Origin of the sequence: Rhodococcus sp. MEB064, from assembly GCF_000834565.1 — a bacterium.
In the GTDB taxonomy this organism is placed as follows: Bacteria; Actinomycetota; Actinomycetes; order Mycobacteriales; family Mycobacteriaceae; genus Rhodococcoides.
Map to the genome: position 1 here is coordinate 234,556 of NZ_JXQS01000058.1, position 18,968 is coordinate 253,523.

An 18,968-nucleotide genomic window follows, 5' to 3' on the forward strand; every position below is an offset into this window, starting at 1 on the left:
TCAATGCATCTGTCGTTCGATAACCGCACAGTCGGTTCGTAGGAGTGTTCTGTGAGATCCATTCGTCGCCTCGTGTTGGCAACCGTCACTGCGGCGCTGTTCGCAGCCGCACTTCCCGGCACCGCATCGGCCGATGCGCAATATCCGATCCCCAACGCCGACCCGTTCTACTCGGCGCCGGGAGACATCTCCGGCCTCGCTCCCGGCACCGTGCTGGCCAGCCGTCCGATGCCGAATCCGCCGAACTTCGTCGGCGTGAACACCTGGCAGCTCGCCTTCCGCAGCACCGGCGGCGAGGGCAATCCCATCGTCGGCGTGACCACGGTGTTCATCCCGCAGGTCAAGGCCCCCGACGGCCCCTTGCTGTCGTACCAGCAGATCGTCAACGCACTCGGCCTCAAGTGCGCGCCGTCGCAGGCGCTGTACTCGGAGGATCCGAACGTCGTCATCCGCGACGCTGCAGCGCTGAACGTCGTCTTCTCCCGCGGCTGGTCGGTGGCTATGCCCGATCACCTCGGCCCCAACAGTGCATACGGCGCCGCCAAGATGGGTGGTCAGATCACCCTCGACGGCATCCGCGCCGCCAAGAACTTCGAGCCGCTGCAGTTGCGCAACAGTCCCGTGGGCATGGGCGGCTACTCCGGTGGTGGCATGGCCACAGCCTGGGCTGCCGCACTGGCACCGTCGTACGCACCCGAGCTCGACATCGTGGGAAGCGCGCAGGGCGGCGTTCCGATGAACCTGGTCAAGATGGCCTACATGCTCGGCGAGAACACCCCTCACCCCGTGTTCGGGCTCGCGCTCGCCGCGGCAATCGGCTTGGGCCGCGAGTACCCGGACCGGATGCCGGTGTCGCAGAGCCTGACTCCCCAGGGCACGTCGATGATGAACCAGATCGCCAACTCCTGCACCAACGACATCCTGTCCGTGGGTGCCAACCACAGCGCCGCGGAGATCACCGCGAACAGGTCGGTCTTCGCGGATCCGCAGGGACGCGCCGTGGTGGAGGAGAACAGCGTCGAGCTCTACCCCGGAGTTCCCCGCGCGCCCATCTTCGAGTGGCACAGCCCTACCGACGCGCTGATCCCCGTCGACGCCATCGACAGCTCCACCGCCCGGTACTGCCGCGCCGGAACCCCGGTGCAGACGCTGCTCACACCCAGCCCGGACCACCTCAGCGCTGCGCTGCTCGGATTGCCGGCAGCACTGCAGTGGCTGAACGACCGGTTCGCCCGACTCCCGGCGCCCAGCACCTGCTGAGCTGCTGCTCAGGCCCGGACGGGCTCGTCGAACTGCGTGCGGTACAGCTGCGCGTAGCGACCCGACCGGGCCAGCAGCTCCGCGTGCGTCCCGCTCTCCGCGACCCGCCCGTCCTCGATCACCAGGATCTGGTCCGCCGCGCGAATGGTGGACAAACGGTGAGCGATGACGATGGACGTCCGACCCACCAGGGCCTCGGACAGTGCTTCCTGCACCGCCGCCTCGGACGTGGAGTCCAGCGACGCCGTGGCCTCGTCGAGCACCACGACAGTCGGCTGAGCCAACAGCAGCCGTGCGATGGTGACCCGCTGGCGCTCTCCACCCGAGAAGCGGTAGCCGCGCTCACCGACCACGGTCTCGAGCCCGTCGGGCAAGGATCGGACCAGGTCTTCGAGTCGTGCGCGTCGGAGCGCGGACCAGATGTCGTCCTCCGTCGCATCGGGACGCGCCAATGTCAGATTGGAGCGCAGCGTCTCGTGGAAGAGGTGCCCGTCCTGCGTCACCATGCCGACGGTGTGGCGGATCGACTCCGCCGTCAGGTCTCGCACGTCGATACCGCCGATCCGCACGGCCCCGGAATCCACGTCGTACAACCGTGAGACCAGCTGTGCGATGGTCGACTTACCGGCACCCGAGGACCCGACCAGGGCCACCATCTTGCCCGGCTCTGCGCGGAACGACACTCCGTGCAGCACTTCCTCGCCGCCGCGCGAATCCAGCACGGACACGTCTTCGAGCGATGCCAACGACACCTTGTCCGCCGACGGGTAGGCGAACCGGACGTCGTCGAACTCGACGGTGACAGGACCCTCCGGAACCGTCCGGGCATCGGGCGCATCCGTGATCAGCGGATCGAGGTCGAGGATCTCGAACACTCTCTCGAAGCTGACGACCGCGCTCATCACGTCGACGCGCGCGCTCGCCAGAGCTGTCAACGGTGCGTACAACCTGGTGAGCAGCAGCGCCAACGTGACGACGGCTCCGGCGTCCAGCTGGCCGCGCAATGCATAGAACCCTCCGAGCCCGTAGACCAGCGCGAGCGCGAGAGCCGAGACGAGAGTCAGCGTCGTGACGAAGACGGTCTGCACCATCGCCGACCGAACGCCGATGTCGCGGACTCGGCCTGCACGCAGCGCGAACTCCGACGATTCGTGGTCGGGGCGCCCGAACAGCTTGATGAGTGTCGCTCCGGGCGCGGAGAAGCGCTCGGTCATCTGCGTCGACATGGCCGCGTTGTGGGCAGCGGCCTCCCGCTGCAGACGCGCCAACCGGGTGCCCATCCGTCGGGCGGGGAGGACGAACACCGGGAGGAGCAGGAGCGCGAGCAGTGTGATCTGCCAGGAGATGCCGACCATCACGACCAGCGTCAGCAGCAACGTGACCACGTTACTGACCACGCCGGAGAGCGTTCCACTGAACGCGCGCTGCGCACCGATCACGTCGTTGTTCAGCCGACTCACCAGCGCGCCGGTACGGGTGCGGGTGAAGAACGCGATCGGCATCTTCTGCACGTGGTCGAACACCCGCGTGCGGAGATCGAGGATCAGGTTCTCCCCGATACGCGACGACAGCCAGCGGTTGACCAGGCCCGTCCCCGCGTCGAGGAGCGCCACGACCGCGATGACGACGGCCAGGATCAGGACGATCCGATAGTCCTTGCCCTGCACGATGGCGTCGACCACGCGGCCGGCCAATACCGGCGTCGCCACGGCGAGGACCGCCGCGACGACGCTGAGCACGAGGAATCCGATGAGCAGCGTGCGGAGCGGCCGCGCGAACACCATGATCCGGCGCACCGTGACGCGGGAGAACGGACGTCTGCCCTTGTCGTCGGTATGCATGGACCGATACATCTGGTTCCACGCGGTCATTTCCATACTCATCGGGAATCCCCCTTGCTCGTTCGGCGCCTCTGGTGCGTGGTCCCCCCGGGTCGCATCGCGAGGTCGTCTGCCTGTGGGGCAACTGTCCGTGACAACCTCGGCGAGCTCCCCGTCATTCCGCCGTCACGCTGCGGCGGCCGCGTCCTCCGCACGGGGTTCGAGCGCCAGGGCGACGATATCGGCGACGTCCGACATCGGGCGCACCTCGACCGCAGCGAGCACGTCCGCCGACACGTCGTCCAGGTCCGGCTCGTTGCGGGACGGGACGAAGACCGTCGTCAGTCCGGCACGTTGGGCGGCCAGCAACTTCTGCTTCAGTCCGCCGATCGGCATGACCCGGCCGTTCAGCGACACCTCCCCGGTCATGCCCACGTCGGACCGCACGGGCCGTCCGGTCGCCATGGACACCAGCGCGGTCACCATGGTCACGCCGGCCGAGGGGCCGTCCTTCGGCACCGCACCCGCAGGAACGTGGATGTGGATGGCCTTGTCCAGCGCTGCCGGGTCGACACCCAGCTGCTCCGCGTGCGACCGGACGTAGGACAGCGCGATCTGCGCAGACTCCTTCATCACGTCGCCCAGCTGGCCGGTCAACGTGAGCCCGGCCTTGTCGCCCGTCGAGCTCGCCTCGATGAACAGCACGTCCCCGCCGAGACCGGTCACGGCGAGACCCGTCGCCACGCCGGGAACCTCGGTGCGTTCGTGCACCTCGGGCGTGAATCGGGGTCGACCCAGGTAGGTGCGGAGATCCGGTTCGTCCACCGTCAGCATCCGCTCACCGGTGGCCAGTTCGATGGCGACCTTGCGCAGCACCTTCGCCAGCAGTCGTTCGAACTGACGCATACCCGGCTCACGCGTGTAGTCGGCGGCGATCTTGCGCAGCGCCGCGTCGGTGACGGCCACGTCGGAGTCCGTCATCGCCGCACGTTCGAGCTGGCGCGGCAACAGGTAGTTCCGCGCGATGACCACCTTGTCGTCCTCGGTGTAGCCGTCGATGGTCACCAGCTCCATACGATCGAGCAGTGCCGTCGGAATCTGGTCGACGACGTTGGCCGTGGCCAGGAACACCACGTCCGACAGGTCCAGATCCAGGTCGAGGTAGTGATCTCGGTACGTGTGGTTCTGCGCGGGGTCGAGCACCTCGAGCAGTGCCGCGGCGGGATCCCCGCGGAAGTCCGATCCGATCTTGTCGATCTCGTCGAGCAGCACCACGGGGTTCATCGATCCTGCCTCGGCGATGGCCCTCACGATCCGACCGGGCAGCGCACCGACGTACGTGCGCCGGTGCCCTCGGATCTCCGCCTCGTCGCGGACGCCGCCGAGCGCGACGCGAACGAACTTGCGGCCCAGGGCTTTCGCGACCGATTCACCCAGGGACGTCTTGCCGACACCGGGAGGACCGGCGAGCACCATGACGGCTCCGGAACCACGTCCACCCACCACTGCCATGCTTCGTTCAGCGCGGCGCGAGCGCACGGCGAGGTACTCGGTGATGCGGTCCTTCACATCGTCCAGGCCGTGATGATCCGCGTCGAGCACGGCACGGGCCGCTTCGATATCGGTGGTGTCGACGGTGGTCACCGTCCACGGCAGCTCCAGCACCGTGTCCAACCACGTTCTGATCCAGCCACTCTCGGGGCTCTGGTCGCTGGACCGCTCCAGCCGACCGACCTCCCGCAGCGCGGCCTCACGCACCGCGTCCGGCAACTCGGCGGACTCGACGCGGCCGCGGTAGTCGTCGGCACCGTCGGGTTCACCCTCACCGAGTTCCTTGCGGATCGCGGCCAATTGCTGACGCAGCAGAAATTCCTTCTGCGTCTTCTCCATGCCGTCGCGGACGTCGCCGGCGATCTTGTCCGTCACCTCGACCTCGGCGAGGTGGTCGGTGGTCCACTCGGTCAGCACCGTCAATCGTGCTGCCACGTCCGGGGTCTCGAGCAACTGTCGCTTCTGGACATCGGTGAGCCACGACGCGTAGCCGGCTGTGTCGGCCAGCGCGGACGGGTCGAGAAGCTTGTTCACCGAGTCGATCACCTGCCACGCCTCACGGCGCTGCAACATGGCCAGAACGAGCTTCTTGTACTCCGCGGCGAGAGTGCGTACGGCCTCCGTCGGCTCCGGTTCCGACACCGGCTCGGCCTCCACCCACAGAGCGGCGCCGGGGCCACTGACGCCGGTGCCGATGTGCGCACGCTTCTCCGCCTTCAGCACCGCAGCCGGCTCACCGGTCGCGAGACGTCCGACCTGCACGATCGTCGCCACGACGCCGTAGGCGGGGTAGCGGTCGTCCAGTCGTGGGGCGATCAGCAGAGTGCCGTCGGCGCTGGTCCGCGCGGCGTCGACCGCAGCGCGGGCAGCATCGTCCAGTTCGACCGGCACAACCATGCCGGGCAGGACGACGGGGTCGGTCAGGAACAGAACGGGCAAGCGAGTCGATTCGCTCATGGGGTCCTCCAAGGTTGCGCGTGATCAGCTCAACTTATCGATGCGCCCGCGTGTTCCCGCTGGTGAGCACGTTCGCTGGAGGCGTACAGGACGGTGTGAACGGCCGGCGCACTGCCTGCTCCGGCGCCCCTGGCGTCATTCCCGCGCTAAATCCGTCTTTCCGCTGCTACTGCAGCAACCACGGTAAGACGGAACGGCCGCGGGAAGAGGAATGTGTCAGGGCATAGTCTTCCACCGGCGACCCAGCCGACCGGGAGGCACACCAATGACCATCGCTTTGTATGTCGTCACGATTTTCCTCGCCGTCGCACTGACCTTCTCTGCGATCGGCAAGCTGACCAAGAGCGCGTCGGTCATGCCCATCATGGACAGCGTCGGAGTGCCCGCGAACAGAGTGCCGGTCCTGGCGTACCTCGAGATCGCGGGCGCGGTCGGCCTGGTCATCGGACTGTTCGTCTGGCCCATCGGCGTCGCGGCGGCGATCGGGGTCATTCTCTACTTCGTGGGCGCCGTGGTCGCACATCTGCGAGTGAAGGACACGGCGGGCATCGGGCCGTCGGCCTTCCTCACCGTCGTGTCCGTCGCGGCACTCGTTCTGCGGCTCGTCACCGCCTGATCAGCTCTTCAGGGCTACATCCACACCGGTGACGGACTTGAGGAACGGGCAGATCGATCGCGCCTGCTCGAGCACATCCCCCGGATTGTCGACGCCTGGAAGGGTGACGGCCAGCTGGTATGCGGCGTCGTAGCCCGCTCCGTCGGCGTTGGAGAGGGTGACGCGGCCCTCGACGGCTGCACCGTCGAGTGATCCACCAGCCGTACCGACGGCGATGCGCAGCGATTCGAGAAGGCAGGAGCTCAGGGCAGCCGCCATCAGCTGCTCGGGGTTGGTCGCTCCGCCCGGCCCACCGAGGTCGGACGGCTCGTGGACGTCCAGGGACAGCACGTCGTCGCTCGAGGAGATCGATCCGTCGGTAGCAGTGACAGTAGCGGTGTACAGGTCTTGACTCATACGTCTCGGGTGTCCGCGAACAGGGGGATGCAAACCAGGGCGTTCGTCACCGATGTTCGGCCAGGAACGCGACGACCTCGTCCTCGAACTTCTGCGGTTCGTCGAGGAAGAGCGCATGACTGCTGTCCTCGAAGAGGACCGTGCGTGCTCCCGGAACGGTGTCGCCGACGTAGCGAGCCGCTTCCCACGGGAACGCCTTGTCGTGCTTGCCCACCATGACGAGGGACGGAAGATCGAGCGTCGGCAACAGGTCCCGCCAATCGTGATGGGTGTGATCGGCCATCACCGCGTTCCGGGCCGCGCCGGACATCTTCGCCATTTCTGCGTGAAGAATCTCGACGCGGTCGGCCGGGAGGTCCGTCGCCGTGATCTCGTCCAGCTGCTCCGCATCGAAGTTGTCGCGGTCGTAGAGAACTCGGCCCTGGACGGCAGCGAGGGATGCATCGTCGAAGATGCTGGTATGAGCCAGCGACCATTCCGGGGTGCGGTACTGCCGGGGAGTCTGGGCGACATAGATGGCCTGCGCGAGACGTTCGTTGCCGAATAGTTCCTGGTACGACCAGATGACCGGGCACCCCAGCGACCAGCCCAGCACGGTCACGTCGGCCAGGTCGAGTGCCGCAAGAACGTCGAAGAGGTCCTTCGCCAGACGCGAAACGCGGTAGCCGTGGCCAGGATCCTCCGAACCACCGTGCGCCCGCATGTCCAGCGCGATCACCCGGGAGTGCTCCGCCAACCGATCCATGCTGCCGGAGAAGAACTCCCCACTGAATCCCCAGCCGTGCAGCAGGACGAGCGGACGGCCGGCGCCCTGCTCTCGGTAATGCAGGACTGTTCCATCGCTGACGGTCACGGTGCTCATCGACAGCGGATACCCCGCGCCGAGTCGTCGGTAACGGTGCGGTCACACCTGCGCCGGGTCGGTCCGTGCGGGGTTACAGTGCAGCCGACCAGCCACGTTGCACGTCAGGAGGCACCATGAGCGGCCCCGCGTACCCGGGACAACCCGGCCCGGATGATCAGAACTATCCCGGCAATCAGTACGGACAGCAGCCTCAGTACCCCCAGTACGGCCAGGATCCGCAGTACGGCCAGCCTGCGTACGGCGGACCGCCGGTCGCTCCGAAGAACGGTCTCGGCATCGCGGCGCTGATCTTCGGCATCCTGTCCATTCTCGCGTTCTGGACGTTCGGCTTCGGCATCCTGCTCGGCATCATCGCTGTGATCCTCGGCGTCATCGGACGTGGCCGGGTCAAGCGCCGCGAGGCCACGAACGGCGGAGTTGCGACCACCGGCATAGTCCTCGGCATCCTGGGAATCATCGGCGGAGCAGTGTTCATCGCGCTGAGTGTCTGGGTGTTCAACGCTGTGGGCGGTCAGGACTTCGCATCGTGCGTGGCCGACGCAGGCGGGGACCAGGCCCGACGGGAACAGTGTGCGCGCGACTTCACCGGCAACCTGCAGGAGCAGCTCTCGGTAACGATCACTCCGTTGCCGACGCCGTGACCGCGCAGGGTTGACCGCCGGCTCGACAGGGCATTCCCGACGTATGAGCGATTCTGCAGACACCCCCGTCGATACCGCGTCCATCGATCCTCGTGAGGAATCGAAGGGAACGGGAGCCGATACCGCTCAGAGCTCGGGTGAGCGGGACGAGGCGATCCGCGAGTTCGACAACCATGCCGAGGCCGAGCCGGCGCCGACCCTCGATCGCAGTGAGGCCGCCGTGGACGAGGGCAAGGATCTACCCACGCCGAGTCCGCGCGACGTGACCGCCGGCGACAAGGACGACAAGCAGACCTCGCGCCAGGACTAGAACAGCGTGACGGGCTCCTGTGCGCCGACCGGCTCGGACGGCGTCAGGACTCCGTCGCGGATCTCGCGTGCCGCGATTCCCGCCAGTTCGTCCGCCATCTCGTTGAACTGATTTCCGACGTGGCCGCGGACCCAGCGGAACCGCACGGGCCCCTCACGCTCGGTGATCGCCCGATCGATCGCGCGGACCAGCTCGAGATTGCGGACGGGGGCGCCCGTCGACGTACGCCACCCCTTCCGCTTCCATCCCACGAGCCACTCGGACGCGCACTTGATGGCGTACTGACTGTCGGACTCGATGAGCATCGGCTCCGGCCCGGGATGCGCCTGGACTGCCTCGAACAACGCGCGCAGTTCGGCGATCTGGTTGGTGCCCGACGCTTCACCACCGGAGGCACTGGGGCCGGTGTGGTCGACCCAGGCCCAGCCGATGGCTCCGCCGGGGTTCTTCAGGCACGAACCGTCGGTACTCACGATGATCACCCTCGAGACAGTACGGGCGGCCACCGACAATCCTGTGGTCCCGCGCCGTACGACGCCGCGGCTCGGCAGGCATAGTCTCGATGTCGGCCGCCACCCGTCGATCGAGGAGTTCCCACCGTGAGCACCCAGCCCGGAAGCCTTTCCACCAGCGACACTTTCCGCGCGCTGGTCGCCCGCGAGTCGGGGGACCGGATCGACGTGGGCTTCGAGACCGTCGACCAGTCGTTCCTCCCGGAGGGTGAGGTGACGATCCGTGTCGAGTACTCCGGCGCGAACTACAAGGACGCCCTGGCCGTCACGCCGAAGGGCGGTGTGGTGCGCGAGTATCCGATCGTTCCCGGTATCGACCTCGCCGGCGTCGTCGTCTCCTCGAGCGACGACTCGATCGCAGTCGGAGATCGCGTCGTGGCGCACGGCTACGAGATCGGCACCGGCCGCCACGGTGGATACGCCGAGTACGCCCGCGTTCCCGCGGACTGGGTCGTCCCGCTCGCCGACGCACTCTCCACAGCGGACGCGGCCACCATCGGCACCGCCGGATTCACCGCCGCCATGAGCGTGCAGGCGCTGCTGGCACGCGGACTGACTCCCGAGGACGGTCCGGTGCTGGTCACCGGCGCGAGCGGCGGCGTCGGATCGGTCAGCGTCGACCTGTTGTCGCACCGCGGCTTCGAGGTCGTCGCATCCACGGGCAAGGAGTCCGCTCACGACCTGCTGACGACGCTCGGCGCGTCCTCGATCATCGGCCGGTTGCCGGAGGATCCCGACGCGAAGCCGCGCCCGCTGGGCAAGGCGCAGTGGGCGGCCGCGGTGGATTGTGTCGGAGGCAAGACCCTCGCGCACGTGCTGAGCACGGTGAAGTACGGCGGGGCCGTCGCGGCCAGTGGACTCACCGGCGGTCCGGGATTGTCGACGACGGTGCTCCCGTTCATCCTCCGCGGAGTGGCGCTGCTCGGCATCGACTCGGTGCAGTTGCCCATCGCCGCTCGACGCACGTTGTGGAGCGAGTTGGCCGACGAGTTCCGCCCGAGCCGTCTCGCGGACGTCACCACGGAGGTCGCTCTCGACGACGTCGAGGCAGTTCTGGATGCCCTGCGCGCCGGTGACAACACCGGTCGCACCCTCGTCCGCGTCCAGTAGTCGGGTCGCGGTGGACATCGTCCTGACCTCGGAGCACCCGCTGAGCGTGCGGTATTCGCTGTCGCCGCACCGACGTGGCGCCGGCGATCCGACCCACCGCGTGGACACCGACGGGTCGATCTGGCGGACAGCGCGGTTCCCGACGGGACCTGTCACATACCGCATCCGACAGGCCGGCCGCACCGAGGTGACGTGCGAGGCGTGGGGGCCGGGGGCCGCCGAGTTCCTGGACTCACTCCCGGGCCTCGTCGGACTGGAGGACGACGCCTCCGGATTCGAGCCCGAGCATCGCCTGCTCGCCGAGGCTCACCGGCGCTTCCCGCACCTGCGCATCGGTAGGACCGGCCGGGTCATGGAAGCGCTCGTACCGGCAATCCTGGAGCAGAAGGTGCACGGCATCGCCGCCTTCGCGTCGTGGCGATATCTCCTGTCCACGTTCGGTGAGCCGGCGCCGGGTCCCGCGCCACGCGGCATGCGGGTGCCGCCGCCCTCGGAGGTGTGGCGACGGATCCCGTCGTGGGAATTCCACCGCGCCAACGTCGACCCGAAACGTTCCAAGACCATTGTGCGGAGCGCGCAGTTGGCCGACAAACTCGAACAGATCACGACGATGGGACGCGAGGACGCCGAGCGGCGGCTGCGAGTCGTACCCGGTGTCGGGGCGTGGACTGCGGCCGAGGTGATGCAACGGGCGCTCGGAGACACCGACGCTCTGTCCGTCGGCGACTATCACCTGGCCTCGGTGATCGGGTGGACACTCACCGGCGCTCCCATGGACGACGAGGCCATGGTCGAGTACCTGGCGCCCCTTCGTCCGCACCGGTACCGGGCAGTGCGGTTGCTGGAGGTGAGCGGCACGGCCGTGCGGCCCAAGTTCGGCCCCAGGACACAGGTGACCGATCACCGGCTGCATTGAGCGCGCCTGTCGCTGGACGGGTGTGCGCACACCGCTGCTGGTGAGCGCACACCCCTTCCCGCACGCAGGAGCGGGTGTTCGGTTCACGCAGGCGGTGTACACACGGCTACGGGAACAACCGGAGTACGGTCTGAGTTGAAGCTTCAAGTCAACCTCGACCCGAAGGACACCCGATGGCCATCACTCGCCTCAACCACGCCGTTCTCTACGTCCGCGATGCCGGGCGGAGCGCCCAGTTTTACGCCGACGTCCTCGGCTTCCGCGTCGTGAACCGGATGGGCGACAGGGCGATCTTCCTGCAGGCACCCGACAGTGCGAACGACCACGATCTGGGCCTGTTCTCCATCGGCGATGCCGCGGGTGCACCCTCGGCGGGACGGTCCACCGTCGGCCTCTACCACCTCGCGTGGGAGGTGCAGACGCTGAACGACCTGGTCGGAATCCGCGACGCACTGGCCGCAGCGGGGGCACTGGTCGGTGCGACCGATCACTCCACGTCGAAGAGCCTGTACGGACAGGACCCCGACGGCATCGAATTCGAGATCGCGTGGCTCGTCCCCGCGGATCGCATCGACGCCGAGGTCATCGACCGTCGCAGCACGCTCGCCGCACTCGACATCGACGCGGAGCTCGCTCGTTACGGCGCCGATACCCTCGGCGGCATCGGAGTCAGCAGCCCGGCGCGGTGACAGGAATAGCGTCGCGTGGACCGCGTTGCACAGAACATGACGCGTATCGGAACTTCTGACCTGGACGTCTTCCCCCTCGCGCTGGGCGCCAACACCTTCGGGTGGACCAGCGACGAAACGGCATCACACGAGATCATCGAGGCCTTCCTCGGAGCCGGTGGTTCGCTGATCGATACCGCGGACTCGTATTCGGCCTTCGCTCCCGGCAACTCGGGCGGCGAGTCGGAGACGGTGATCGGGAACTGGTTCACCTCGACGGGTCGGCGCGACGATGTCGTCCTGGCCACCAAGGTCAGCCAGCACCCGCAGTTCAAGGGTCTGGCCGCGAGCACGGTCGCTGCCGCAGCCGACGCGTCGTTGCAGCGTCTGCAGACCGACCGCATCGACCTCTACTACGCGCACTTCGACGACGAGAACACTCCACTCGAGGAGACGGTCGCCGCGTTCGACGCCTTGGTCAAGGCCGGAAAGGTGCGCTACGTCGGCATCTCGAATTACACGGCCGAGCGAGCACAGCAGTGGATCGACATCGCCCGACGCGAGGGGTTCGACGCGCCGGTGGCGCTGCAGCCGCACTACAACCTGGTGCACCGCCGCAGCTACGAGCCCGATCTGATGGATCTCGCCGAGCAGAACCAGCTGGGTGTGTTCCCGTACTTCGCCCTGGCCTCGGGATTCCTGACCGGCAAGTACCGCACACGTGAGGACATCGAGGGAACTCCCCGCTCCAGCATCACCTCCGGCTACTTCACCGACGAAGGGCTCGACGTGGTCGGTGCACTCGCCGACATCGCCGCGGCGCACGACACGGCCGTTCCGACGGTCGCTCTCGCGTGGCTGCTGTCCCGCAACGGCATCGTGGCTCCCATCGCGAGTGCCAGCCGGATCGACCAGCTCGCCTCGCTGACCGATGCTCCTGCTCTGTCGTTGACTGCAGACGAGCTCGACCGTCTGACCGCACTGTCGGACAAAGTCGGCGCGTAGCGTCGGCGGGATGGGACGCGCGGAGGAACGCGAACGCAATCCGCAGGGACGGGCTCAGAACGCTCGTCCTCGTGACGGCCTCGGTCGCCCCTTGCCGCGTGGCTCCGAGGGCGTGGATCGAATCCCCGACGATGTGCAGCTGCCACCCGCGCAGTCACTCGTGCGAGCGCAGCAGCTGCTCGACGAGGGCAAGCCGTTCCATGCCCACGAGATCCTCGAAGGCACGTGGAAGATCTCCGAGCCCCACGAGCGCGAGTTGTGGCAGGGCCTCGCCCAACTCGCGGTGGGTCTCACCCACCTGATGCGCGGGAACGTCGTCGGTGCCGCGTCGCTGTTGACGCAGGGCAGGGACCGCATCGGCACCTATCCGGATGCGCCGCACGACATCGACGTCGCAGGTCTGATGGGGTGGGCGGACTCGCTGTCGGCAGCGCTGAGCCGCGGCGAGGTGCCGCAGCCGACCGTCCCGGAGCTGACACGCGGGTAGTTGTTCACCCAGCCGTCACACGGGGCGGGAACACATCGGCGCTCGGCGGTGCTGCACCCCGGGTGACGACGAACCCCACCCTCACGACCGACACCGGCACGGCGGCGCACACCGCCACCGTGCCAGGCCCCTCGACTCTGCGCACGATTCTCGTTCTCGGTGCGCTCGTCGCACTCGGACCGCTGACTATCGACGTCTATCTACCGGCGTTGCCGGCGATCACGACCGACCTCGGCTCGACGGATGCCGCCGTCCAGTTCACGCTGACGGGAACGCTCATCGGTCTTGCGGTCGGGCAGTTGGTCATCGGACCACTCTCCGATTCGCTCGGCCGTCGACGGCCGCTGATCGCCGGCACCGTCGTGCACATCGCGGCGTCTCTGCTGTGCATGATCGCGCCCAACGTCGCGGTCCTCGGGTTCATGCGCGCACTGCAGGGCTTCGGCGCCGCGGCCGCGATGGTCATCGCCATCGCCATCGTGCGTGACCTCTTCGACGGCAGAGCCGCCGCGACCGTGATGTCCCGGCTCGTCCTCGTCATGGGTGTCGCACCGATCGTCGCCCCCAGCCTGGGCAGCCTGGTGCTGATCCACGGGTCGTGGCGCGGCGTGTTCGCCGGTCTCGCCGTCGCCGGTGTGGCTCTGATGCTCGTCGCCATTTTCCTGCTGAAGGAGACCCTGCCGCAGGAGCGCCGTCGGCCGCCGGAGTTCGTCCCTGTCCTGCGGACGTACGGCTCGCTGCTCCGTGATCGACGATTCGTCGTGCTCGTCCTGGTGGCCGGGTTGGGCATGTCGGCACTGTTCGCCTACATCTCCGGCAGTTCGTTCGTCCTGCAGGACGGCTACGGACTCGGCGAGCAGCAGTTCGCCCTCGTGTTCGGCATCGGCGCCGTGGCGCTGATCAGCGCGTCGCAGCTCAATGTTCTGGCTCTGCAACGGTTCAGCCCCCAGCGCATCGTGACGGTCGCCCTCGTCGCGATGGCCCTGTCCGGAGCGTCGCTCATCGTCACGACGACCACAGGCTTCGGCGGGATCGTCGGCTTCATGGTTCCCGTGCTGTTCGTCCTCGCGTCCGCCGGATTCGTCATGCCCAACTCGCCGGCACTCGCGCTCTCACGCCACGGCGAGGCAGCCGGAACCGCCGCCGCACTTCTCGGTGCCGCCCAGTTCGGTATCGGTGCGCTCATCGCACCTCTGGTCGGCGTCCTGGGTAACGACGGTCCTGCGATGGCCATCGCGATGACCGGTGGCGCCACCATCGCACTGCTCGCGCTGGCGAGCGTCCGGTCCGAGACCGAGTCGGAGTCAGAGAGCGCGTAGGAACGCCACGTCGGCTTTCATTCCGTCGGCGGGCGTCTCGAGCATGATCGGGGCGCCTGCCGCGGATGCCACCGCCGCGAGAAGCTGTGGATCGATCTCACCGCTCTCGAGGTTCGCGTGCCGGTCCCGCGCGGAGTCGAACTCGTCGCGCGAATTGTTCAGATGGACCAGGTCGATGCGTCCGGTGATGGCCTTGATCCGCTCGACAGCGTCGACCAGGTCCTCACCGCCGGCCCAGGCATGGCACGTGTCCAGGCAGAAGCCTGCACCGAACTCTCCGACGGCGTCCCACAGGCGGGCGATGGCGTCGAAGTGCCTCGCCATCGCGAAGTCGCCGCCCGCGGTGTTCTCGATCCAGATCGGGACCGCGAATCCGCCCGACTCCGCTTGACGCTCGAAGAGCTTGCGCCAGTTAGCGACACCTTCCGCCGGGTCCTCCCCGTCGCGGACATGTCCGCCGTGGACGACCATTCCGAGCGCGCCGATCTCCGCCGCCACGTCGGCCTGCTGTGCGACCGCCTTGCGCGACGGAATGCGGATGCGGTTGTTCAGGCTGGCGACGTTGATGACGTACGAGGAGTGCACGACGACGTCGACATCGCTGGCGTGGATCGCGTCCAGGCCCTCGCCGACGACAGGCTTGTTCCACTTCTGCGGGTCGGTGACGAACAGCTGGACCAGATCGACGTCGAACTCGCCGGCCTCGCCGAGCGGGTTCTCCGAGTCACGTACGTGGGCACCTATGCGCATGGAACGAGCCTACTCGAGCCGGCCGAGCTCCTCGTCCAACACTCGCTGCACCACACGCATGGCCGCCAGCGCGGCGGGAGCACCGCAGTAACCGCTGGCGTGCACCACCGACTCGACGATCTCCTCGCGCGTGAGGCCGTTGGTCAACGCCCCGCGGATGTGTCCGCCCAGTTCCTGTTCGGCGCGCAGCGCGATCAGCATGCCGATGTTCAGCAGGCTCCTGCTGCGCCGGTCCAGGCCCGGCCGGTTCCACACCGCATCCCACACGTGCTCGGTGACGTGCGTCTGCAACGCTTCCGAATCGGTGCCCGCACTGCCCTCGAGAGCCGTGGTGACGAACGACTCGCCCATGACCTCGCGACGAACCGCCAAGCCGGCCTCGTACGCGTCGCTCACGCGAGCGACACCACGACTTTGCCGGTAGCCGTTCGGTTTTCGAGAGAAGCGATGGCGTCGCCCGCATCGTCGAGCGAATAGACCACCGGTTCCGGAGCCGACAGCTCACCCGAGGCGAAGAGGGGTTCGAGCTCGGCCCACTGGGTCGCGGTGTACCCGGGCCGGCTCATCCACCATGCGCCCCAGCCCGCGCCGACGACCTCCACGTTGCTCAGCAGGAGTCGGTTGACCTTGACCGTGGGGATGTCGCCGCCGGTGAAGCCGATGACCACCAATCGGCCGCCCGGTGCGAGAGAGCGGATGCTGTCGGTGAACCTGTCGCCGCCCACCGGGTCGATGACGATGTCGACGCCGCGGCCGCCGGTCAGATCCTTGACCGTGTCCTTCCACCCGTCCAGCATCACGACGTCCGATGCTCCGGCAGCGCGGGCGATCTCGGCCTTTCCCTCGCTGCTGACCACCGCGATCACGCGGGACGCACCCAGTGCGGGAGCCAGCCGCAGCGTGGAGGTTCCGATGCCGCCGCCGGCGCCGTGGACCAGAACCGTCTCGCCCTGCGCGAGCCGACCGCGCTGACGCAAGGCGAAGTGCACCGTCAGATCGTTGAACAGCAGGCCGGCACCCGCCTCGAACGACACCGCGTCGGGAAGTGCGAAGACGAGATCGGGAGTCACCACGGCTACCTCGGCCATACCGCCGCCGAATCCAGTGAGGGCCGCGACGCGATCTCCGGCAGCGAAGCCCGATCCCTCGGGCGCCGACCGCACGGTTCCCGCCACCTCGCTGCCCGGCACGAACGGCAGTTCCGGCTTGTACTGGTAGAGACCGCGACTGAGCAGCGCGTCGGGGAAGGCGACACCGGCGGCTCGCACATCGATCACGACGCCGTCACCTGTCGGTTCGTCGATGTCCACCACGGTCAGGGCTTCGGGGCCCTGAAGAGTGCTTACCTGAACTGCGCGCACGAGCGGTCCTTTCGTCGGGTCGACGCCCCCACGTTACAAAGGGTCTCCACGGCGGTGCGGCACGGGTCACACTCCGCTGATGGCCGCGCTGGTCGAGATGTTCACGGAACGCACGGTGGCCAGGACCTGGTCGGCTCGGACGGGACGGGCGATGTGGAAACCCTGCACCGCGTCGCACCCCAGCCCGTGCAGGACGCCGAGAGTGCGCGCGTCCTCCACACCCTCCGCCACGATGTGCAGTCCCATACTGTGCGCGAGGTCGATGGTGGACCGGACGATGGCCAGATTCGCCGAGTCGGTGAAGATCGAGGTGACGAACGACCGGTCCATCTTCAGTTGCTGGACCGGAAGAGACGCGAGATAGGCGAGGGAACTGTAGCCGGTGCCGAAGTCGTCGATCGAGATCGAAACCCCCAGTGAGCGAAGAGCTTCCAGGGTGTCGATGGAGCGTTCCGGATCCATCATCGCCGAGGTCTCCGTCACCTCGAACACCACCGCCGAACCCGGCAGGAGGTGTCGGTCGAGCGAGGTCTGCACCTGGTTCGCCAACGACGCGTCCACCAGGTCACGCACGGAGAGATTGATCGCGACGTCGACGTCGAGGCCCGCCAACCGCCACTGGCGGCATGCCGCCATGGAGGTGTCCAACACGAACGCGGTCACCGCCGGAAGCATGCCGGTCTGCTCCGCGCTGGCCAGGAAGGCGGCGGGCAGGAGCAAGCCTTCCGTCGGATGACGCCACCGCAGAAGAGCTTCCAGACCCGACACCCGTCCGGTCCGCAGGTCCAGACGTGGCTGGAACCAGACTTCGAGTTCGCCCGTCGCGATGGCGTCCTCGAGTTCGCCCATGCGCCGGAGCTGGTCCACCCGGTCGACGTCCATCGTGCGGTCCCACACAGCGAGTCTCGGTTGCCGCGTCTTGGCCGCCACGACGGCGGCGTACGCGCGCTGCACCAGCTCCTCCGACCCCACGCTGGGCCGATCGGCGGACAGCGCCACTCCCACGGAGCACTCGAGGGTGAGCTTGATGTCGCGGACAGTCATGGGTGCACCCACCGCGCGCTGCGCGGCCATCGCAGTCGCCACGGCGTCGTGTCGGTCGGAGGGGCCGGGGAGGACGACCGCGAACTCGTCGCCGCCGAGTCGTGCGACCAGTGCGTCCGGGCCGACGAGCGACGTCAGACGGTGTCCGATCTCGGCGAGAACCTGGTCACCGACGGTGTAGCCGAAGGTCTGGTTGATGTCGGAGAACCGGTTGAGGTCGATCAACACCAGGGCCACGCCGTCACGACCGGTGGGCCCGAGGATTTCCCCGAGTCGGCGGCCCAGAAGTGCACGGTTGGCCAGCCCGGTGACCATGTCGGTGTCCGCCGCACGCCGCAGCGCGGCCGACTGACGTTGGAGCAGAGCCAGGAACGACCACATCCGGAGGGCACCCAGGGCCACGATGACGGACGCCGCGACGACCAGGACGGGTCCCCACTGCGTCACGGGCACACCGCGAGCGAGTTGCACACTCATCGCGATCGGCGTCATCGCGACCGCGGTCGTCAGGATCACCAGGCGTGTCATGCCGGTTCGCGCTCTGCTGATCGTGCTCACCCGCGGACGTTCGTCCTTCCGCAACGCGGCGACTCCGAACAGCAGGTACGACGCCAGCCAGCAGATGTTGAGGACCCGCGTCGTGATCACGCCGTCCGCCTCGAGCACGTACGACGCGTAGTCCGCGATCACCATCAGCGCCATCGCCGAGCCGAGCAACCAGTGCGTGGGGGAGCCGGCGCGACGGTGCAGGACCACGAACACGACCAGTACGAGCAGGAACACGTCGAATTCGGTGTAGAAGATCCCGAGCCAGATCGACGCGTCCGGATACTTGTTTCCCGACGCGAACACCCACGACGCCAGACCGACGCCCGCGGTCATGATCGCCGCTTCGAGGATGTCGGGGAATCCGAGCATCGGTGTGCCTTCGCTTCGCACGGACACGAGAGCGAACCCGATCAGGAGGTAACCGGCCACGTAGGCGATGTCCGCGGGGGACGGAGTGGTCACGCTCGAGGTGTTCTCGGCGATGCCGTAGTAGATATCTCCCGCGACCCACAAGCCGAGTGCGACGACCATGAGCCACCACGAGTGCGCGCTGACCTTGCGGCCCGACAGGATCCCCACGGGAACGGCCGCGACGACGGCGACCGCGATCACGCAGTACACAGCGCTGGCGAGGATCCCGACGGGAAGAAACGCATAGACCGCGATGGCCGTGGACCCCAGCGCGAGAAATGCGGAGGGCGCGATGGATCTGGACGGCGAGGACACCGAGTTCATGTTCCCTCTCTCGTGACCCCGAGTACACAGTCGAAAACCAGCGCGAATACACGTTCAATGTACTGCCAACCGGGCGCGCGCCACGGCCGATCGTCA

At 67.6% G+C, this 18,968-nt stretch carries 19 protein-coding genes; 10 read left to right on the top strand and 9 right to left on the bottom strand.

Annotation, left to right across the window (positions count from 1 at the left end; translation table 11 throughout):
* Nucleotides 1-51: 51 nt before the first annotated feature.
* Nucleotides 52-1,260, top strand: coding sequence for a lipase family protein (locus tag RU01_RS19725; protein ID WP_042576261.1), 1,209 nt, complete (start codon nucleotides 52-54; stop codon nucleotides 1,258-1,260).
* Between the two features lie 8 nt (nucleotides 1,261-1,268).
* Here the strand turns inward: RU01_RS19725 and RU01_RS19730 are convergent, their stop codons facing one another.
* Nucleotides 1,269-3,143, bottom strand: coding sequence for an ABC transporter ATP-binding protein (locus tag RU01_RS19730; protein ID WP_042576262.1), 1,875 nt, complete (start codon nucleotides 3,141-3,143; stop codon nucleotides 1,269-1,271).
* Nucleotides 3,144-3,266: 123 nt separating this feature from the next.
* A complete protein-coding gene (lon, locus tag RU01_RS19735) occupies nucleotides 3,267-5,588 on the bottom strand; it encodes an endopeptidase La (RefSeq protein ID WP_042576372.1) in 2,322 nt (773 codons plus the stop codon).
* Nucleotides 5,589-5,853: 265 nt separating this feature from the next.
* Here lon and RU01_RS19740 point away from each other — a divergent pair, with 265 nt between their 5' ends.
* Nucleotides 5,854-6,204 carry a DoxX family protein gene (locus RU01_RS19740; protein ID WP_042576263.1) on the top strand — a complete coding sequence of 117 codons (351 nt, stop codon included), beginning with the start codon at nucleotides 5,854-5,856 and terminating at the stop codon, nucleotides 6,202-6,204.
* Here RU01_RS19740 and RU01_RS19745 read toward each other — a convergent pair whose 3' ends face one another.
* Together RU01_RS19745 and RU01_RS19750 are read right to left on the bottom strand one after the other, a co-directional pair.
* Complete coding sequence (locus RU01_RS19745; RefSeq protein WP_042576264.1) at nucleotides 6,205-6,600, bottom strand: OsmC family protein; 396 nt, start codon at nucleotides 6,598-6,600, stop codon at nucleotides 6,205-6,207.
* Nucleotides 6,601-6,646: 46 nt separating this feature from the next.
* The gene (locus RU01_RS19750) at nucleotides 6,647-7,462 is read right to left on the bottom strand and encodes an alpha/beta fold hydrolase (protein WP_042576265.1); all 816 of its coding nucleotides are present in this window, start codon (nucleotides 7,460-7,462) and stop codon (nucleotides 6,647-6,649) included.
* 116 nt (nucleotides 7,463-7,578) lie between these two features.
* Here RU01_RS19750 and RU01_RS19755 point away from each other — a divergent pair, with 116 nt between their 5' ends.
* Together RU01_RS19755 and RU01_RS19760 are read left to right on the top strand one after the other, a co-directional pair.
* On the top strand, nucleotides 7,579-8,106 hold the full coding sequence (locus RU01_RS19755) for a DUF4190 domain-containing protein (protein ID WP_042576266.1): 528 nt from the start codon (nucleotides 7,579-7,581) through the stop codon (nucleotides 8,104-8,106).
* A 43-nt stretch (nucleotides 8,107-8,149) separates the two neighbouring features.
* Entirely contained in the window at nucleotides 8,150-8,416 is a 267-nt protein-coding gene (locus RU01_RS19760; protein ID WP_042576267.1) for a hypothetical protein, read from the top strand.
* Here the strand turns inward: RU01_RS19760 and RU01_RS19765 are convergent.
* Nucleotides 8,413-8,898, bottom strand: a complete 486-nt coding sequence (locus RU01_RS19765; protein WP_042576268.1) for a ribonuclease H family protein — start codon at nucleotides 8,896-8,898, stop codon at nucleotides 8,413-8,415. The genes RU01_RS19760 and RU01_RS19765 overlap by 4 nt on opposite strands.
* 117 nt (nucleotides 8,899-9,015) lie before the next feature.
* On the opposite strand from RU01_RS19765, the gene RU01_RS19770 reads away from it, so the two are divergent.
* From RU01_RS19770 to RU01_RS19795, 6 genes are all read left to right on the top strand, one after another.
* Nucleotides 9,016-10,038 (top strand): oxidoreductase, encoded by a 1,023-nt coding sequence (locus RU01_RS19770; protein WP_042576269.1) that lies wholly within the window; start codon nucleotides 9,016-9,018, stop codon nucleotides 10,036-10,038.
* Nucleotides 9,986-10,954, top strand: coding sequence for a DNA-3-methyladenine glycosylase family protein (locus RU01_RS19775; RefSeq protein ID WP_042576373.1), 969 nt, complete (start codon nucleotides 9,986-9,988; stop codon nucleotides 10,952-10,954). Before RU01_RS19770 ends, RU01_RS19775 begins: the two co-directional genes overlap by 53 nt.
* A gap of 173 nt (nucleotides 10,955-11,127) precedes the next feature.
* A complete protein-coding gene (locus tag RU01_RS19780; RefSeq protein ID WP_042576270.1) occupies nucleotides 11,128-11,643 on the top strand; it encodes a VOC family protein in 516 nt (171 codons plus the stop codon).
* A gap of 36 nt (nucleotides 11,644-11,679) precedes the next feature.
* A complete protein-coding gene (locus tag RU01_RS19785; RefSeq protein WP_042576374.1) occupies nucleotides 11,680-12,627 on the top strand; it encodes an aldo/keto reductase in 948 nt (315 codons plus the stop codon).
* A 10-nt stretch (nucleotides 12,628-12,637) separates the two neighbouring features.
* A complete protein-coding gene (locus RU01_RS19790) occupies nucleotides 12,638-13,114 on the top strand; it encodes a DUF309 domain-containing protein (protein WP_042576271.1) in 477 nt (158 codons plus the stop codon).
* Between the two features lie 62 nt (nucleotides 13,115-13,176).
* On the top strand, nucleotides 13,177-14,433 hold the full coding sequence (locus tag RU01_RS19795) for a multidrug effflux MFS transporter (protein WP_042576272.1): 1,257 nt from the start codon (nucleotides 13,177-13,179) through the stop codon (nucleotides 14,431-14,433).
* On the opposite strand, the gene RU01_RS19800 is transcribed toward RU01_RS19795, so the two are convergent.
* The 4 genes from RU01_RS19800 to RU01_RS19815 all read right to left on the bottom strand — a co-directional run bounded on the left by RU01_RS19800 (nucleotide 14,419) and on the right by RU01_RS19815 (nucleotide 18,872).
* Nucleotides 14,419-15,183, bottom strand: coding sequence for a deoxyribonuclease IV (locus RU01_RS19800; protein WP_042576273.1), 765 nt, complete (start codon nucleotides 15,181-15,183; stop codon nucleotides 14,419-14,421). The genes RU01_RS19795 and RU01_RS19800 overlap by 15 nt on opposite strands.
* Nucleotides 15,184-15,192: 9 nt before the next feature.
* Nucleotides 15,193-15,534, bottom strand: a complete 342-nt coding sequence (locus tag RU01_RS19805) for a carboxymuconolactone decarboxylase family protein (protein WP_082043273.1) — start codon at nucleotides 15,532-15,534, stop codon at nucleotides 15,193-15,195.
* Nucleotides 15,535-15,575: 41 nt separating this feature from the next.
* The gene (locus tag RU01_RS19810) at nucleotides 15,576-16,544 is read right to left on the bottom strand and encodes an NADPH:quinone oxidoreductase family protein (protein ID WP_042576275.1); all 969 of its coding nucleotides are present in this window, start codon (nucleotides 16,542-16,544) and stop codon (nucleotides 15,576-15,578) included.
* Between the two features lie 66 nt (nucleotides 16,545-16,610).
* On the bottom strand, nucleotides 16,611-18,872 hold the full coding sequence (locus RU01_RS19815) for a putative bifunctional diguanylate cyclase/phosphodiesterase (protein ID WP_042576276.1): 2,262 nt from the start codon (nucleotides 18,870-18,872) through the stop codon (nucleotides 16,611-16,613).
* Nucleotides 18,873-18,968: the final 96 nt, after the last annotated feature.

Coding starts and splice junctions, on each gene's coding strand:
- RU01_RS19730 (WP_042576262.1), bottom strand. CDS start 3,143: ATGAGTATGGAAATGACCGCGTGGAACCAGATGTATCGGTCCATGCAT.
- lon (WP_042576372.1), bottom strand. CDS start 5,588: ATGAGCGAATCGACTCGCTTGCCCGTTCTGTTCCTGACCGACCCCGTC.
- RU01_RS19740 (WP_042576263.1), top strand. CDS start 5,854: ATGACCATCGCTTTGTATGTCGTCACGATTTTCCTCGCCGTCGCACTG.
- RU01_RS19745 (WP_042576264.1), bottom strand. CDS start 6,600: ATGAGTCAAGACCTGTACACCGCTACTGTCACTGCTACCGACGGATCG.
- RU01_RS19750 (WP_042576265.1), bottom strand. CDS start 7,462: ATGAGCACCGTGACCGTCAGCGATGGAACAGTCCTGCATTACCGAGAG.
- RU01_RS19755 (WP_042576266.1), top strand. CDS start 7,579: ATGAGCGGCCCCGCGTACCCGGGACAACCCGGCCCGGATGATCAGAAC.
- RU01_RS19760 (WP_042576267.1), top strand. CDS start 8,150: ATGAGCGATTCTGCAGACACCCCCGTCGATACCGCGTCCATCGATCCT.
- RU01_RS19775 (WP_042576373.1), top strand. CDS start 9,986: ATGCCCTGCGCGCCGGTGACAACACCGGTCGCACCCTCGTCCGCGTCC.
- RU01_RS19780 (WP_042576270.1), top strand. CDS start 11,128: ATGGCCATCACTCGCCTCAACCACGCCGTTCTCTACGTCCGCGATGCC.
- RU01_RS19785 (WP_042576374.1), top strand. CDS start 11,680: ATGACGCGTATCGGAACTTCTGACCTGGACGTCTTCCCCCTCGCGCTG.
- RU01_RS19790 (WP_042576271.1), top strand. CDS start 12,638: ATGGGACGCGCGGAGGAACGCGAACGCAATCCGCAGGGACGGGCTCAG.
- RU01_RS19800 (WP_042576273.1), bottom strand. CDS start 15,183: ATGCGCATAGGTGCCCACGTACGTGACTCGGAGAACCCGCTCGGCGAG.
- RU01_RS19805 (WP_082043273.1), bottom strand. CDS start 15,534: ATGGGCGAGTCGTTCGTCACCACGGCTCTCGAGGGCAGTGCGGGCACC.
- RU01_RS19815 (WP_042576276.1), bottom strand. CDS start 18,872: ATGAACTCGGTGTCCTCGCCGTCCAGATCCATCGCGCCCTCCGCATTT.